We start from the raw sequence: 14,449 nt of genomic DNA on the forward strand, positions 1-14,449 counted from the left end.
CTATGGTGGGGTCACATGGCGTTTTAATGAGCGCATGCAATTCGCCCCGGGCGTTTTTCTGAATTATGCCGACATCCGCAAGCGGGAGGACGGCGAGGTGGATGACGCGCGTGGCTTGTACAGCAAGTTGACGCTGCCACTGCAAATCACGGTGGATCAGGCCCGCGGGGGTCATATCACGCTGAACCCTACGGCCCGCTTGCACCGTATCGCCTTTGGTGGTGGCAACGTACAGGTTTATTTACCGTTCTGAGCGTTTTCCGTTTGCAACAGGAATCAGGAGTCTAGGGTCAATGGCGCGTCAACTCTACGAACTCGTCGGTGCCCGTGATCTGCGCTTCAGTCCGTTTTGCTGGCGTGCGCGGCTGGCCCTGGCGCACAAGGGGCTGGAAGCCGAACGCATACCCTGCCGCTTCACAGACAAGGACCGCATCGCCTTCAGCGGGCAGGAGAAAGTGCCGGTGCTCGTGGACGGTGACGAGATTGTAAGCGACTCCTGGGCCATCGCCTGTTACCTGGAGGACGCCTATCCCGACCGGCCGGCGTTGTTCGGGGGCGCCAACGCGCGCGGCATCGCGCGATTCGTGAACACGTGGGCGGACACCCGGCTGGCCCCGGCGCTGGTGCGACTGGTCATGCCGTCGGTTGTGGCAAACCATCTGGATCCGGCCGACCACGACTACTTCGTCAGCACGCGTGAACAGCGCCTGGGCAAGACCGTCGCCGAACTTCGCGCCGAGCGCCCCGAGCACCTGCAGGCCGCCCTGGCCGAGCTGATGCCGCTTCGCCAGCTCCTAACCCAGCAGGAGTGGGTGAATGGCGAGACGCCGGGTTATGCGGATTACAGCACCGTCGCCATGCTCCAGTGGCAGCGCCTGGTGGAGGGTGACGAATTGCTCGCCGACGAGCGGCGCATACGGGAATGGCGGGATGCGCTCGTGGAGCAGGTGCCATGAAAACGACTCGCGAATCCGCACCGAATCTGAGAGGGCGTGTCGTCATGGTCACGGGTGCCAGCGGTGGTCTTGGGCAGGCCATGGCCGCACGGCTTGCCGATGCCGGTGCGCGTCTGGTGCTCACAGCACGGGACCCACAGCGACTGGAGCGGCTTGGGGAGGCGCTGCCGGGGGAATCGTTAACGGTGCCTGCAGACGTCCGGGATCCAGCCGCTGTCTCCGGGGTCGTGGCGGCGGCATGGAACCGGTTCGGTGTAATCGACGCACTCGTGAACAACGCCGGGCTGATGGTCGGGGATATTCCGCTGGCGGAGACGAACGCCGAGCTCTGGGCGCGAATTCTGGAAACCAACCTGAGTGGCGCCTTTTACTGCGCCCAGGCGGTGCTACCGGAGATGCGCCGGCGCGGCGCCGGAACGATCATCAACATCACGTCAGGCGCGGCCGTGCGAACCGGTTTTCTGAATGTGCCCTACGGCGTGTCCAAGGCAGGGCTGGACCGACTGACCCTGGCCATCGCCGCCGAGGCGCACGCGGACGGTGTCCATTGCGTGTCTCTATCGCCGTCAGTCAGCGCTACGGAGACTGTCCGGCAGATATACCCCGAGCAGAATGTGGACAACTGGGCCGCCCCGCCCGAGGAGACCGCCAGCGCCGTGCTCGGGCTACTTACCGGGGGTGCGGCGGCCTATAGCGGCAAGGTCGTGTCCGTGCGCGAGTATCTCGCGGCGGATCGGACGTCGTGAGGCGCGCCCGGCTGTCCCCATCACTACACGACTTTAGGTCGCCCGCCGTAGGGTGGATTACGCTGGCGCTAATGGCTACGCCCTTCGATCGGACGCGGTGCCGTGTCATGGCTGATCGTCGTGTCACCGCACCACCTTTCCCGGATTCATGATACCCGTCGGATCCAGCGCCCGCTTGACGCTGCGCATGAGCTCCAGCTCCACGGGGTCCTTCAGCCGCTCCAGCTCTGCCACCTTCAGCTGCCCAACCCCATGCTCGGCGGCGATGGAGCCGCCCATGGCCGTGACCACATCGTGGACGATGCGGTTGCAGTCATCCCAGCGGGCACGGAAGGCCCCTGCGTCCATGGCCTCGGGCTGGGACAGGTTGAAGTGGATATTGCCGTCACCGATGTGGCCGAAGGGGCACACGCGAATACCCGGTAGCGCCGTCTCCACTTGGGTACTGGCCGCTTCGAGAAACGCCGGCACCTGCGAGACGGCAACGGAGACATCGTGCTTGATACTGGCCCCCTCACAACGCTGACCCTCCGGGATGCTCTCGCGCAGATGCCACAGGGCGCGGGCTTGGTCCATGGACTCCGCCACCACGGCATCCAGGATGTGCCCGTGCTCAAGTTCCCGGGAGAGCGCCTTCTCCAACGCGCCGCGCAGTCCATCCCCGGCCTGCGGCGTGGACAGCTCCACCAGCAGATACCAGGGATGCGTGGCGTCGAACGGATCACGGCACCCGGGTATGTGCGCAAGCGCCATGGCCAGGCTGGTGCGGCTCATGAGCTCGCAGGCGGTGAGCGTGTCGCCGCCGGCCTCGCGCAGCGCGGGCAGCAGTGCCACGGCGGTGGCTGGCGAATCGAGCGCCAGAAGCGCCGTCTGGATCTGGCGAGGACGCGGGAACAGGCGCAGGACTGCGGCGGTGATCACGCCCAGAGTGCCTTCGGCGCCGATGAAGAGGTCCTTGAGGTCGTAGCGGCTGTTGTCCTTGCGCAGCCCGGTGAGTCCGTGCCACACGCGCCCGTCCGCCAGCACCACCTCCAGGCCCAGGCATAGATCCCGGGCGTTGCCGTAGCGCAGCACGTTGGTGCCACCGGCATTCGTCGCCAGGTTGCCGCCGAGCATGCAGCTGCCCTCGGCGGCAAGGCTAAGCGGGAACAGGCGGTCTGCCGTGCTCGCCGCGCGTTGCAGGGTAGCCAGCACGCAGCCCGCCTCCGCAGTCAGTGTGTCGTTGGCCGAATCCACCTCGCGGACGCGGTGCATGCGCCGCAGGCTCAGCAGGATCTGGCTGCCGGAGGGGTCCGGCGCTGCGCCGCCGCAAAGCCCGGTATTCCCGCTCTGCGGCACCACGCCGATGCCGGCCTCATGGCACAGGCGCATGACTGCGGCGACTTCGTCCGTCGACCCGGGGGCCACCACGGCGGCGGCACGGCCGTGGAACACGCCGCGCCATTCCTGCAGGTAGGGTGCCTGGGCGTCGCCCTCCACCCAGCCTGCTTCACCGACCGCTGCGCGGATTCGGGCCAGGGCGTCTGCACTGCAAGGAGTCTTTGCCATGGATGCATTGTGCCATGTGGGGCTGGCGATCGAACCCCGCGCAATGCCGGTTCGCCGCGGTAGAATCCCGGTCATGAGCGAGGAACCGCGCAAGATCCTTCATGTGGACATGGATGCCTTTTACACGTCCGTGGAGCAACGCGACGATGCCGCCCTGCGCGGTCGTCCCGTGGTGGTGGGCGGCTCGCCGACTGGCCGCGGAGTCGTTGCCGCTGCCAGTTATGAAGCCCGCCAGTACGGCATCCACTCCGCCATGCCCGCCGCGCGCGCGGTACGGTTGTGCCCGGAGGCTGTTTTTATCCGCCCGCGCTTTGAGGCCTATCGGGCGATTTCCCGCCAGATCCGCGCCATCTTCCTGGATTACACGCACTTGGTGGAGCCACTGTCACTTGACGAGGCCTACCTGGATGTCACCGAAACGCTCGGGTTCGGCGGCTCAGCCACGCGGGTGGCCCAGGCCATCCGCGCGCGCATTCGGGATGAGACCGGGCTCACCGGTTCTGCGGGCGTGTCCTACAACAAGTTTCTGGCCAAGCAGGCCTCGGATCTGGACAAGCCCGACGGGCTCACCGTGATCACCCCGAAGGAGGGTGCCGCGTTCGTCAGCGCGCTGCCTGTGGGCAGGATTCACGGGGTGGGGAAGGCAACGGAGGCGCGTATGCATGACCTGGGCATCCACACTGGCGCGGACCTGAAACAGTGGGATCTGCTCGCGCTGCAGCGCGTCTTCGGCAAGCGGGCGCCGTTTTACTACGGTATCGCCCGCGGCGTGGACGAGCGCCCTGTGCAGCCCACGCGCGAGCGCAAGTCCGTGGGCGCGGAGACCACCTTTCACCGCGACGTGGCCGCCCGCGCCGACATGCTGGCGGCGCTGGAGCCCCTCGCGGGCAAGGTGGCCACGAGCCTCACCCAGAAGGGCCTGCAGGCCCGCACGCTGACCCTGAAGGTGAAATACGCCGATTTCGAGCTCATCACCCGCCGCCGCACCGGCCGGCTGCCCCTGCGCGAAGCGGTGGACATGCTACCGGTGCTGGACGCGTTGCTGCAGGAAACCGAGGTGGCGCGACGCGCCGTGCGGCTGCTGGGGGTAACCGCCTCGGGGCTGGAACCGCGGGATCTCGAGGCGGAGCGGCAGATGGCGCTGCTGTAAATGGAAAAGGCGCGCCGTCGACGCATTGCGCCTTCGGCCAATACACGCCCCGAGCCAACCGGTGGGAGTCCCCTTCCGAAGTGGCATGGATTAGCGCAGCGTAATCCACCGTCGATGACATGTCGCCGCAGGCGCACGAGTCATGTGGCGGCTGTGCGCCTTTGGCGCGGTTTGTTTGACGGTGCATTACGCTGCCGCTAATGGCACCCTACGCCCTTCGATCGGGCCCGGGACCATGGCAGGACCCCACCACGTAGGGTGGATTAGCGTAGCGTAATCCACCGTCCAATTAACCGCGCCGCAGGCGCACGAGAGCAAGTGGCCACGGTGCAGGGCCGGTGTTTGCGCGATCGCCACCCCGATACCCACCGTGCTGCCGGTCACCAGCGCACTCGAGCCGTCCAAGCCTGGCGGTAGATTACGCCTGCGGCTAATGCACCCTACGCCCTTCGATTAGCCGCGTCGCTCCGCCATCCAAGCCGCACCACCTCACATCGGCTTGAACCGCCGAATGCGATCGAGCCGGATCTCCAATGGCCGGCCCACCGTGCGCTGCGCGATCAGGTACTCCTCGTGCCGTCGCGTGCGCAGATCCACCGGCAACAACGGCTCCAGGTGCCAGCGCCCATCCGGACTCTGCCAGCCGACACGTAGGCGCACACCCTGCACGATCGCAATCTCGAGAGCGGCGTACGTTTCGCATCCGATCGGGTGATAATCACTCATCCTGTTTATATAAACCCGGATGCCACAAACGTCCATGTCGACGTTTACTCGTCATCGCGCAGCACGGTGACACCGAGGAGGTCGCCGGCGACATCCACGTCCACGACGAACTCGATGGGCTGGCAGCATACCTGGCAGTCCTCAATGTAGTGCTGTCCCCCTTCGGAATAGTCCACCACGGTGGTGAAGGGCTCGCCGCAGTATGGGCAGTCGATGGTCGTCTCGGTGATCATGGCTGCCCCGGCAGGAAGCGTTGCAGCAGGGTGTTCAGGTAATTATGGCCCGCAGCCGTTGTGCGAACCCGCTCGCCGATCTGCTCCAGCAGCCCTTCATCCAGAGCCCGTTGCAGCTGCCAGGCGATGACCGAGCGCGCCAAGCCGGTGCGCTGCTCGAAGGCGGGCAACTCGAAGCCATCGTCCAGCCGCAGTGCGTTCATCATGAACTCGATCGGGCGTTCTGTCTCCGGCACGCTTTCGTGTTCGGCGTCCGGGCGCCCCTGGCGCGACCGCTGCATGTACAACGCCGGCACTTTGACTTTGCGGTAGCGCTCGATGGCGCCTGTGGCCGCGTCTGTCAGCTTGGCGTGGCCGCCAGCGCCAATGGCGAGGTAGTCACCGAAGCGCCAGTAGTTGAGATTATGCCGGCACGGGTGCCCGGGCCGGCTCCAGGCGGAGACTTCGTAGCGCTGGAAGCCCGCGGCGCGCAAGCGGTCGCTACAGCGCTGCTGCATGGCCCAGGCGCTGTCCTCGTCCGGCAGCGCGGGCGGCCTCGCGTAGAACACCGTGTTGGGCTCGATGGTGAGCTGGTAATGGGAGATGTGCGGCGCACCCAGGTGGATCGCCTCTTGGATGTCGCGCTCGGCGCCGGTCGGCTCCTGGCCGGGGAGCGCGAACATCAGGTCAACGTTGAACGTGCTAAAGCCAGCGTCGTGGGCGGCGTCGATGGCCTTCCGGGCTTCGGTCGGACCGTGGATGCGCCCCAGTTGCTCCAGGCGCTCGGCGTCGAAGCTCTGCACGCCGATAGACAGGCGGTTGACGCCCGCCGCACGGAAGGCGGCGAAGCGGCCCTGTTCCACGGTGCCGGGATTGGCTTCCAGGGTGATCTCGGCGTCCGGAGTGAGCCGATCGGCGAGCCAGCCCAGCAGGGTACTGATGGCCTCCGGCGGAAACAGGCTGGGGGTGCCTCCGCCGATGAATACGGTCTCGATGGCGCGGCTGCCCGCCCGGGCCAGCTCACCGTCGAGGTCGGTGCGCAGGGCCGCCAGGTAGTCGTTTACCGGCAGATGGTCCGGGGCCGTATGAGAGTTGAAATCGCAATACGGGCATTTGCGCACGCACCAGGGCAGGTGGACATACAGGCCCAGCGGTGGCGGGGTCATGGCGGGCATCGGTGCGAATTCATCCTCCACGCAAGGCCCGTAGCAATGCCCCCAGCGCCTGGCCCCGGTGGCTCAGCCGGTTTTTGGTCTCCGGCGGCAGCTCGGCGGCGCTGCAGTTCTCGCCCGGCACCCAGAACACCGGGTCATAGCCGAAGCCGGCTTCGCCGCGCGGCGCCTCAAGGATGCGACCTTCCCAGACGCCCTGGCAAATCAGCGGCGCCGGATCCTCGGCGTGTCGAAGATAGACCATGACGCAACGGAATCGTGCCGTGCGCTGGGGCTCGGGAATACCCGCGAGTTCGGCCAGCAACAGGCTGTTATTGGCGGCGTCGTCGCCGTGCTCCCCGGCGTAGCGGGCGGAGTGGATACCGGGCTCGCCCTGGAGGGCGTCCACTTCCAGCCCGGAGTCGTCCGCGATGGTCGGCAGGCTGGTGTACTGACAGGCATTGCGGGCCTTGATCAGGGCATTCTCAACGAACGTCAGCCCGGTCTCTTCAGCTTCCGGCACCAGGTACTCGGACTGGGGCACAACGGTGTAACCCGTGGGCCGAAGCATCTCTGCGACCTCGGCCACCTTGCCGGCATTGTTGCTGGCAAAGACCGCACGCTGCATTATGGCCCCCCCAGCGCCTCGCGCTGATGCGTCACCAGTTCGGCGATACCTTTTTCAGCCAGTGTGGTCATGGCCTCCAGCTCATCCCGGCGGAAGGCATGGCCTTCGGCGGTTCCCTGAACCTCGATAAAGGCGGCGGCATCGTTCATGACCACGTTCATATCGGTCTCGGCTTCGCTGTCTTCGGCGTAGTCCAGATCCAGCACCGGGATGCCGCGGTAGATGCCCACGGAGACGGATGCCACCTGCCCATGCAGCGGGCTGCGCCGCAGTAGTCTGCGCTCGATGAGCGTGGTCATGGCGTCTGCCAGGGCCACGTAGCCACCGGTGATGGCCGCGGTGCGCGTGCCGCCGTCTGCTTGCAGCACATCGCAGTCGATGACCACGGTGCGCTCGCCGAGGGCCTCCATGTCGATAGCGGCCCGCAGGGAGCGTCCGATCAGGCGCTGGATCTCCACGGTCCGGCCTTGCTGGCGGCCGCGGGCCGCCTCACGCCCCATGCGCGAGCCCGTCGAGCGCGGCAGCATGCCGTACTCGGCGGTCACCCAGCCGCGGCCTTTGCCGCGAAGGAATCCGGGGACACCCTCGTCCACGGAGGCTGTGCACAGCACTTGGGTGTCACCGAACTCAACGAGCACGGAGCCCTCGGCATGCTTGGTGAACCGCCGCGTCAGTCGGATGGGGCGAAGCTGATCGGGCTCACGGCCGCTGGGGCGCATGGCAGGGACCTCCGGGGTGCAGGAAATGAGCGGCGCAAAGAGTAACACAGTGGCGAAGGAATCACCGGAATGGCTGCGCGCTTGTCGAAGGGGGATCCCTCGCCCGCTTGCGGTAACTTGGCGGGCTGCAGTTTTGCCCGCCGATGAGAATGCGTAAGATGACGACTCCATCATGCAGACATGCGACACCCAAAGGGGAGAGGCGCCATGCCGCGTAGTATGACCGCGTTCGAGCGCCGGGAAACCCAAGGCGACTGGGGTCGACTGGCCTGGGAAGTGCGCTCGGTTAACCACCGATACCTGGACATCCACCCGCGGCTACCGGAGGAGCTGCGCCAGTTGGAGCCGGCGGTGCGCGAGGAGGTCGGCAAGCGACTGGGCCGCGGCAAGGTTGAGTGTGCGCTGCGCTTCGAATCCGCGCTCGCCTCTGCCCGTGTGGAGCTCAATTGGGATTACGTGGATCAGCTGCTCACCGCGACGCGGGAGATCAATGTCCGTCTGCGCGGTGCGGCGCCTATCCCGGCGACGGACCTGTTGCGCATGCCCGGGGTGCTTAAAGACCAGGGCCGGGATCTGGAGCCCGTGCGCGAGGCGGCCCTGGCGCTGCTGAGTGAGACCCTGGATGGGTTCGTGGCCACCCGCGAGCGCGAGGGCGAGCGCCTGGTGGTGATCATCCGCCAGCGGGCGGAGCAGCTGGCAGCGCTCGCTGGCGAGATCCGCGGCAAGCTGCCGGAGATCAACCAGCGGCTGCGCACCAAGCTGGAGAACCGCCTCGCTGAGCTTGAGCAGCCCGCCGACCCGGGACGGCTGGAACAGGAGCTCATCTATATCGCCCAACGCATGGATGTGGCCGAGGAGCTGGATCGGCTCGAGGCCCACGTCCAGGAGATTCAGGGCGTGCTGCAGCGCCAGGAGCCCGTCGGGCGGCGCCTGGACTTCCTCATGCAGGAGCTCAATCGCGAGGCCAATACCCTGGGCTCGAAGTCCGCCGCGCTGGAGACCACGAACGCGTCCGTGGATATGAAGGTGCTGATCGAGCAGATGCGCGAGCAGATCCAGAATCTGGAGTGAGACTGTCGTTGATGATCGGCACCCTGTACATCATTTCGGCGCCTTCGGGTGCCGGCAAGACCAGCCTGGTCAACGCCCTAGTGGGCACCGTGCCCGGCATCGCGTTGTCCATCTCCCACACCACGCGGCCCCAGCGCGCCAACGAACTCGATGGTGAGCATTACTTCTTCGTTGACGAGGCCACCTTCTCCGCCATGACGGATGCTGGCGAGTTTCTGGAGTATGCGGAGGTCTTCGGCAACCGCTATGGGACCGCACGCGAGCCGGTCGAGCGGCAGTTGAAGGAAGGTATCGACGTAATTCTCGAGATCGATTGGCAGGGTGCCCACCAGGTGCGCGATGCCATCTCGGAGGCGGTCTCCGTGTTCGTTTTGCCGCCGTCACGCTGGGAGCTAGAGCGGCGCCTGCGTTCGCGGGGGCAAGACCCTGAAGCGGTCATCGCGCGACGCATGCGTGAGGCCGTGAACGAAATATCCCATCACGCCGAGTATCAGTACCTCGTGGTCAACGACGCGTTCGGCCATGCCTTGGACGAGCTGGTGGCTGTGGTGCGGGCGCGGCGCCTGCGCACCGAGGTCCAGTGCGAACGCCTGGCGGCCACACTCGACGATCTGCTGCGCTAGTGTCCTGTAACCGAAACTCGGTTACAGGACACTAGCCAACCGGCAGTACTCCGCGGGCGTTTGCGCCCAGCCCCGCTGGCGCCGGGCGCTCATTGGCTCGGTAATGGCACAAGAAGGTGTCCGCAGGCGTAGCACCATCATCCCTGAAGAACTCCTTGAGGTCTTGGCGGCGAACTGAACGGCGCTCGCTGGGCCAGCCCTATGCGTAACCCCAATTTCTGCGGAACCTGCGGCCATGCGGGCGCGTATCTCTATGACGTGTCGCTGTGGGGTGGCTGGCGGGCGGCACCGGGGCAGGGGACGCCTGGAGGCGTAGCAACTTGCCGGTATCCGACGCAGGCCGATGATAACGCAGGTAGCAATCCGCTTTATCCAACCACGGGGCGAACCGCGGAGAGACTACACGCGCTCTGCAAACCTACTCATGAGGGAAATGGCATGGAAAAGCTGAATGGTTTGAAGGATCTATATATTCACGAACTGAAGGATCTATACAGTGCCGAAGAGCAGATTCTCCAGGCTCTGCCTGCGATGGCGGAGGTGTCGCAGCATCTGACGCTGAAGGACGCGTTCAAAAGGCACGAACACCTAACCCGGGAGCACGTTAGCCGCCTGGAGGCGATCGCTGATGAACTCGGCGTAAATCTCAAGGGTCACACGTGCAATGGAATCGAAGGAATCATCAAAGAAGCAGAGGCGCTCATCAAGGCCAACGATCGCGACCTCCGGGACGCCGGCCTGATCGCGACGGCTCAGCGGGTAGAGCATTACGCGATTGCCAGTTATGGCACCACCCGCGCCCTCGCGCAACGAGCGGGCCACGAGCGCGCCTGTATGCTCCTGCAGCAGACACTTGATGAGGAAGAAGAGACGGGTCGTCAACTGACGAAGATTGCGGAAGAAATAGTTACCCCGAAGGCAATGAGTTAGACCCGTAAGCCCTCCCGGCGAAGCCAAGGGATTCAGCTAATATGTTGAATCCCTTGGATGGCCGATCAGCTCCCTGCGTCTACCCACCGACCCGCTGGTAGCCACCTCCAGCGTCAACAGCCCAGTGTCCTGTGACCACCTCACCACAGTCATCAGCAAGGGAGGTGTGGTCGAGGCGGAGACGTTCATGTTGCCCATGTAGGGCTGCGAAGTCTTCCATGCCCCCACACAAGGCCTTCTGCCCTGTTGCTCTGCTAGACTCAATGGAGTGGCCGGGGTTCGTGGCGCCGGCCGTCGAGCGGACTCGCGGTGCGATGCCGCGTCTTTCGCTCGGGTGAGAAGGGTGCACCGCGGCTCATCGTCTAATGGCGCGAGACGAGCAGATGAGCGTTACGAAACGAACGATCGCGCAACACCACCGACGCCTTGCCCTGCGGACGCCGCTCGGTGAGGACGTGCTCGCGCTGCGGCGCATAGAGGCGACTGAAGAGCTGGGGCGCGTCTTCCAGTATCGCCTGGATCTCCTGAGCCCCGATGACACCATCCAGCTCCAGGACTTGCTCGGCGAGAACGTCACGGTGCGGCTGGCACTCGCCGACGGCGGCGAACGGTTCTTCAACGGCCACATCAGCCGTTTCATGATGCAGGGCTACCAGGGAAATCTGGCCCACTACGAGGCGACGGTGGTCCCCTGGCTGTGGTTCCTGGGCCGAACGGCCGACTGTCGCATTTTCCAGAATCAATCGGTGCCCGAGATCGTGGCGGAGGTGTTCCGAGAGCACGGCTTCACGGATTTCGAGGATTCCCTCACGGGAACCTATCGAACCCGCGAGTACGTGGTCCAGTACCGCGAGACGGACCTGAGTTTCGTCAGCCGGCTCATGGAGCACGAAGGCATCTACTACTTCTTTCGTCACGACGAAGACAAGCACACCCTGGTCCTTGCCGATTCCCCCAACTGTCATATGCCTTGCCCGGGCTGCGAGCAGATCCCGTACTACCCGCCGGGACACCACGCGGTTGGGGAGCAGGAATACCTGTGGACGTGGCGGGCCCTGCAGGAGGTGCAGCCAGGGGCCTTTGCCATGAACGATTTCGACTTCACCGCCCCGAGCAAGAGCCTACGTTCCGTCTCCAGCCAGGTGCGCGAGCACACCATGGCCGACCTCGAGTACTACGACTATCCCGGCCACTACCAGGAACTCTCCGACGGCGAGGCTTACTCGCGCGTCAGGGTGGAGGAGCTGCAGGCCGAATACGAAGTCTTTCGCGGTGAGGGCGACACACGCGGGTTGCTTGTCGGTGGCCTCTTTGAGCTCACCGATTATCCGCGCGAGGACCAGAACCGGGAATACCTGGTGGTCGCGGCGAGCTATGAGTTCGAGTCCGACGGGTTCGAGAGCGGGGGTGCCGACAGTACAGGCCCCGGCTACCAGTGCCGGTTCTCGGCGCTCGATTCCAGGACGCCTTTCCGGCCCCGGCGCTCAACCCCGAAACCGGTGGTGCAGGGTCCGCAGACCGCGATCGTCGTTGGAAAATCTGGCGAGGAGATCTGGACGGACCAGTACGGCCGGGTGAAGGTCCAGTTCCACTGGGACCGCTACGGCAAGGCGGACGAAAACAGCTCCTGCTGGGTGCGGGTCAGCCACCCGTGGGCCGGCAAGCAATGGGGCGCCGTGGCGGTACCGAGGATCGGCCAGGAGGTGATTGTCGAGTGCCTCGAGGGCGACCCGGACCGGCCGATCATCACTGGGCGGGTGTATAACGGCGCCGCCATGCCGCCCTTCGACCTGCCCGACGCCGCCATGGTCAGCGGCGTGAAGTCCAACTCCACACCGGGCGGCGGCGGGTACAACGAAATCTCGATGGACGACACCGCCGGCGAGGAGCTGCTGCACGTCCATGCCGAGAAGGATCAGGACATCGTCGTGGGCAACGATGAGAGTCATGCCGTGGGCCACGACCGCAGCAAGAGCGTGGGCAACGACGAGCACTGCAGTGTGGGCGCAAATGAAACGATACAGATCGGCGCCGACCGCACGGAGACGGTGGGCGGTAACGAGTCCGTCACGGTTGCCCAGGACCGCGCGCACACGGTCTCCAAGCATGACACCCTCACCGTCGCGCTCACCCGCACCGCGTCCGTCGGCATCAATGACATGGTGAACGTCGGCGGCGCTCAGGAAACCAACGTTGGCGGGGCCCGCTCCGTCATCGTTGGCGGTCTCCAAAGCACAACGGTTGGCGCCAGTAAGACCGAGAAGGTGATTGGCAGCAGCGACGAGAACGTCGGTGGCAACCGCAGCAGCTCGGTGGGCGACAACGACTCCCTGCAAGTGGGGAAGCAGCTCACCATCGAGGCGGGCGAGCAGGTCGTGATCAAGACCGGCAAGGCCAGTATCACCATGAAGAAGGACGGCACCATCATCATCGAGGGCAAGGACATCACCACCAAGGGCTCCGGTGAGGTCAATACCAAGGCCAACAAGAACGTCGTGATCAAGGGCAAGAAGGTACTGCAGAACTAGCGGAGGCACAGCGCGAAGGGAGAACAACCATGGCCGAGGATATCGTGGCAGGCACTGTAAAGCCGCACGCCGATGAGGCAGGCAACCGCATCGACGGTGTTGTCATCGGCCTTCTGGTCAGCATCAACGAGGACGGTGAGCCGCTGGTGGCCTTCCCCGGCAATGCCAGCGAGACCGGGATACGCGCCCGCAGCACGGTCGCGCTTCGCCACGACGATATCGGCCTGGAGCTGGCGCTCATGTTCGAAAACGGCAACCCCGCTTGCCCGCTGGTTATGGGCCGCATGCACCAGACCGAGGGGGTGGCGCCAAGGCTGCACGGCGTGACCGCCGAGGCCGACGGGCAGCGTCTCGAGCTGCGGGCGGACCGGGAGATCGTGCTTCGCTGCGGCCGCGCCAGCATCACCCTGACCCGGGCGGGCAAGATCCTGCTGCGCGGCACCTACCTGCTGAGCCGCTCCTCGGGCGTAAACCGCATCAAAGGCGGCTCGGTGCAGATCAACTAACCCAGTGGTATTGGCCGTCCCAATGTGGCTGCTCGAGAACAAGACGCCGTTTGCCACGGACAATACTTGGGTCCGCGACGAGAATGGGGCCGAGGAGTGGATCGTGGCGATCAAGGGCTCCTTTGTCATTCAACCGGATGGCCAGCAAGTGCTCGATGAAGAGCAGGCCAAGATCGCTTATTTCCCGGAATTCCACGGCGCGCCGGAAACCTCCAGTCTGGCCCACGAGGCGGACTTGATACATAAGAAGCCACGCACCGACGTGATCGTTGATGGCTGCGCCTTCAGTCCGAATGGTCAAGCCGCCGAGGCGGTCGATGTGCGTGTGAAGGTATCCAACATTGACAAGACTTTGCGCGTCCATGGGGATCGAATCATTGAGCGTGGGGTGCTCGGCGTGCGCCTCTCGCGCTCGGTGCCATTCACCCGGCTGCCGATCCGGTACGAGCGCGCCTTTGGCGGAACCGATCAGACGGACCAAGACCCAAAACGGCATGGATGGGAGCCACGCAACCCGGTTGGCGTGGGATTCGCTATGCGGAGGAAGAATGTGATTGGGTCGCGAGCACCTAACATCGAATACCCCAACAGACCGTACCATGACTGGTGGAGAGGAACACCGGCAGGTTTCGGGCCGGTCCCTCGCCACTGGCTGCCCCGGGTAAACCTGGCGGGAACGTATGACGCGCACTGGGAGAAGACGAGGAACCCATTGCTGCCGTCGGACTTCGACGAGCGATTCTACCAGTGCGCCCCCGAAGACCAGCAAGCGAAAGGCCATTTGCAGGGCGGTGAGGTCGTGGAGCTTTACAACATGACGCCCAACGGATTCTTGACCTTCCGCCTGCCGAAAGTGGCCTTCGCAATGAGAACACGTTTCTACGACGGCACGGTGGCTGAACACCGTGCGGTGTTGCACACCGTTACTCTCCAGCCGGAGACCAGGCGCTTTCAA

16 protein-coding genes are annotated in these 14,449 nt (G+C 65.0%); 10 read left to right on the forward strand and 6 right to left on the reverse strand.

All coding sequences use genetic code 11. The features are described from left to right. From QZT63_RS09960 to QZT63_RS09970, 3 genes are all read left to right on the forward strand, one after another. The coding region (locus tag QZT63_RS09960; RefSeq protein ID WP_290650809.1) for a hypothetical protein at positions 1-253 on the forward strand (253 nt) is incomplete at its 5' end. A gap of 40 nt (positions 254-293) precedes the next feature. Then, entirely contained in the window at positions 294-956 is a 663-nt protein-coding gene (locus tag QZT63_RS09965) for a glutathione S-transferase N-terminal domain-containing protein (protein WP_290650810.1), read from the forward strand. Beyond that, positions 953-1,702 carry an SDR family oxidoreductase gene (locus tag QZT63_RS09970; RefSeq protein ID WP_290650811.1) on the forward strand — a complete coding sequence of 250 codons (750 nt, stop codon included), beginning with the start codon at positions 953-955 and terminating at the stop codon, positions 1,700-1,702. The genes QZT63_RS09965 and QZT63_RS09970 overlap by 4 nt, the downstream gene beginning before the upstream one ends. A gap of 123 nt (positions 1,703-1,825) precedes the next feature. On the opposite strand, the gene QZT63_RS09975 is transcribed toward QZT63_RS09970, so the two are convergent. Next, a complete protein-coding gene (locus QZT63_RS09975; protein ID WP_290650812.1) occupies positions 1,826-3,250 on the reverse strand; it encodes an FAD-binding oxidoreductase in 1,425 nt (474 codons plus the stop codon). Here QZT63_RS09975 and dinB point away from each other — a divergent pair. After that, positions 3,249-4,400, forward strand: coding sequence for a DNA polymerase IV (dinB, locus tag QZT63_RS09980; RefSeq protein ID WP_290650813.1), 1,152 nt, complete (start codon positions 3,249-3,251; stop codon positions 4,398-4,400). The genes QZT63_RS09975 and dinB overlap by 2 nt on opposite strands. 489 nt (positions 4,401-4,889) lie before the next feature. Here dinB and QZT63_RS09985 read toward each other — a convergent pair whose 3' ends face one another. The 5 genes from QZT63_RS09985 to rph are packed head-to-tail and all read right to left on the reverse strand — an operon-like array spanning position 4,890 to position 7,836. Continuing rightward, the gene (locus tag QZT63_RS09985; RefSeq protein WP_290650814.1) at positions 4,890-5,126 is read right to left on the reverse strand and encodes a transcriptional antiterminator, Rof; all 237 of its coding nucleotides are present in this window, start codon (positions 5,124-5,126) and stop codon (positions 4,890-4,892) included. A gap of 44 nt (positions 5,127-5,170) precedes the next feature. Further along, the gene (locus tag QZT63_RS09990; protein WP_290650815.1) at positions 5,171-5,359 is read right to left on the reverse strand and encodes a CPXCG motif-containing cysteine-rich protein; all 189 of its coding nucleotides are present in this window, start codon (positions 5,357-5,359) and stop codon (positions 5,171-5,173) included. After that, positions 5,356-6,513, reverse strand: coding sequence for a radical SAM family heme chaperone HemW (gene hemW / locus QZT63_RS09995; protein ID WP_290650816.1), 1,158 nt, complete (start codon positions 6,511-6,513; stop codon positions 5,356-5,358). The genes QZT63_RS09990 and hemW overlap by 4 nt, the downstream gene beginning before the upstream one ends. A 10-nt stretch (positions 6,514-6,523) precedes the next feature. Then, entirely contained in the window at positions 6,524-7,117 is a 594-nt protein-coding gene (rdgB, locus tag QZT63_RS10000; protein WP_290650817.1) for an RdgB/HAM1 family non-canonical purine NTP pyrophosphatase, read from the reverse strand. Beyond that, positions 7,117-7,836: a ribonuclease PH gene (rph, locus tag QZT63_RS10005; protein WP_290650818.1), complete on the reverse strand. Its 720-nt coding sequence runs from the start codon at positions 7,834-7,836 to the stop codon at positions 7,117-7,119. Before rph ends, rdgB begins: the two co-directional genes overlap by 1 nt. A 207-nt stretch (positions 7,837-8,043) precedes the next feature. Here rph and QZT63_RS10010 point away from each other — a divergent pair, with 207 nt between their 5' ends. The 6 genes from QZT63_RS10010 to QZT63_RS10035 form a co-directional block, all read left to right on the forward strand. Further along, positions 8,044-8,907, forward strand: coding sequence for a YicC/YloC family endoribonuclease (locus QZT63_RS10010; protein WP_290650819.1), 864 nt, complete (start codon positions 8,044-8,046; stop codon positions 8,905-8,907). Positions 8,908-8,918: 11 nt separating this feature from the next. Beyond that, on the forward strand, positions 8,919-9,530 hold the full coding sequence (gmk, locus tag QZT63_RS10015; protein ID WP_290650820.1) for a guanylate kinase: 612 nt from the start codon (positions 8,919-8,921) through the stop codon (positions 9,528-9,530). Positions 9,531-9,968: 438 nt separating this feature from the next. Next, positions 9,969-10,460, forward strand: coding sequence for a ferritin-like domain-containing protein (locus QZT63_RS10020; RefSeq protein ID WP_290650821.1), 492 nt, complete (start codon positions 9,969-9,971; stop codon positions 10,458-10,460). Between the two features lie 383 nt (positions 10,461-10,843). Continuing rightward, entirely contained in the window at positions 10,844-12,988 is a 2,145-nt protein-coding gene (gene tssI, locus QZT63_RS10025) for a type VI secretion system Vgr family protein (protein WP_290650823.1), read from the forward strand. A 29-nt stretch (positions 12,989-13,017) separates the two neighbouring features. Then, entirely contained in the window at positions 13,018-13,494 is a 477-nt protein-coding gene (locus QZT63_RS10030; protein WP_290650825.1) for a DUF6484 domain-containing protein, read from the forward strand. Positions 13,495-13,516: 22 nt separating this feature from the next. Beyond that, a partial coding sequence (locus tag QZT63_RS10035) for a DUF2169 domain-containing protein (protein WP_290650826.1) occupies positions 13,517-14,449 on the forward strand: 933 nt, incomplete at its 3' end.

This window comes from Aquisalimonas sp., from assembly GCF_007120195.1.
In the GTDB taxonomy this organism is placed as follows: domain Bacteria; phylum Pseudomonadota; class Gammaproteobacteria; order Nitrococcales; family Aquisalimonadaceae; genus Aquisalimonas.

What these genes read in the sequence shown, in the direction of transcription:
- QZT63_RS09965 (WP_290650810.1), top strand. Translation starts at nt 294, where the DNA reads ATGGCGCGTCAACTCTACGAACTCGTCGGTGCCCGTGATCTGCGCTTC.
- QZT63_RS09970 (WP_290650811.1), top strand. Translation starts at nt 953, where the DNA reads ATGAAAACGACTCGCGAATCCGCACCGAATCTGAGAGGGCGTGTCGTC.
- dinB (WP_290650813.1), top strand. Translation starts at nt 3,249, where the DNA reads ATGGATGCATTGTGCCATGTGGGGCTGGCGATCGAACCCCGCGCAATG.
- QZT63_RS09975 (WP_290650812.1), bottom strand. Translation starts at nt 3,250, where the DNA reads ATGGCAAAGACTCCTTGCAGTGCAGACGCCCTGGCCCGAATCCGCGCA.
- QZT63_RS09985 (WP_290650814.1), bottom strand. Translation starts at nt 5,126, where the DNA reads ATGAGTGATTATCACCCGATCGGATGCGAAACGTACGCCGCTCTCGAG.
- QZT63_RS09990 (WP_290650815.1), bottom strand. Translation starts at nt 5,359, where the DNA reads ATGATCACCGAGACGACCATCGACTGCCCATACTGCGGCGAGCCCTTC.
- hemW (WP_290650816.1), bottom strand. Translation starts at nt 6,513, where the DNA reads ATGCCCGCCATGACCCCGCCACCGCTGGGCCTGTATGTCCACCTGCCC.
- rdgB (WP_290650817.1), bottom strand. Translation starts at nt 7,117, where the DNA reads ATGCAGCGTGCGGTCTTTGCCAGCAACAATGCCGGCAAGGTGGCCGAG.
- rph (WP_290650818.1), bottom strand. Translation starts at nt 7,836, where the DNA reads ATGCGCCCCAGCGGCCGTGAGCCCGATCAGCTTCGCCCCATCCGACTG.
- QZT63_RS10010 (WP_290650819.1), top strand. Translation starts at nt 8,044, where the DNA reads ATGCCGCGTAGTATGACCGCGTTCGAGCGCCGGGAAACCCAAGGCGAC.
- gmk (WP_290650820.1), top strand. Translation starts at nt 8,919, where the DNA reads ATGATCGGCACCCTGTACATCATTTCGGCGCCTTCGGGTGCCGGCAAG.
- QZT63_RS10020 (WP_290650821.1), top strand. Translation starts at nt 9,969, where the DNA reads ATGGAAAAGCTGAATGGTTTGAAGGATCTATATATTCACGAACTGAAG.
- tssI (WP_290650823.1), top strand. Translation starts at nt 10,844, where the DNA reads ATGAGCGTTACGAAACGAACGATCGCGCAACACCACCGACGCCTTGCC.
- QZT63_RS10030 (WP_290650825.1), top strand. Translation starts at nt 13,018, where the DNA reads ATGGCCGAGGATATCGTGGCAGGCACTGTAAAGCCGCACGCCGATGAG.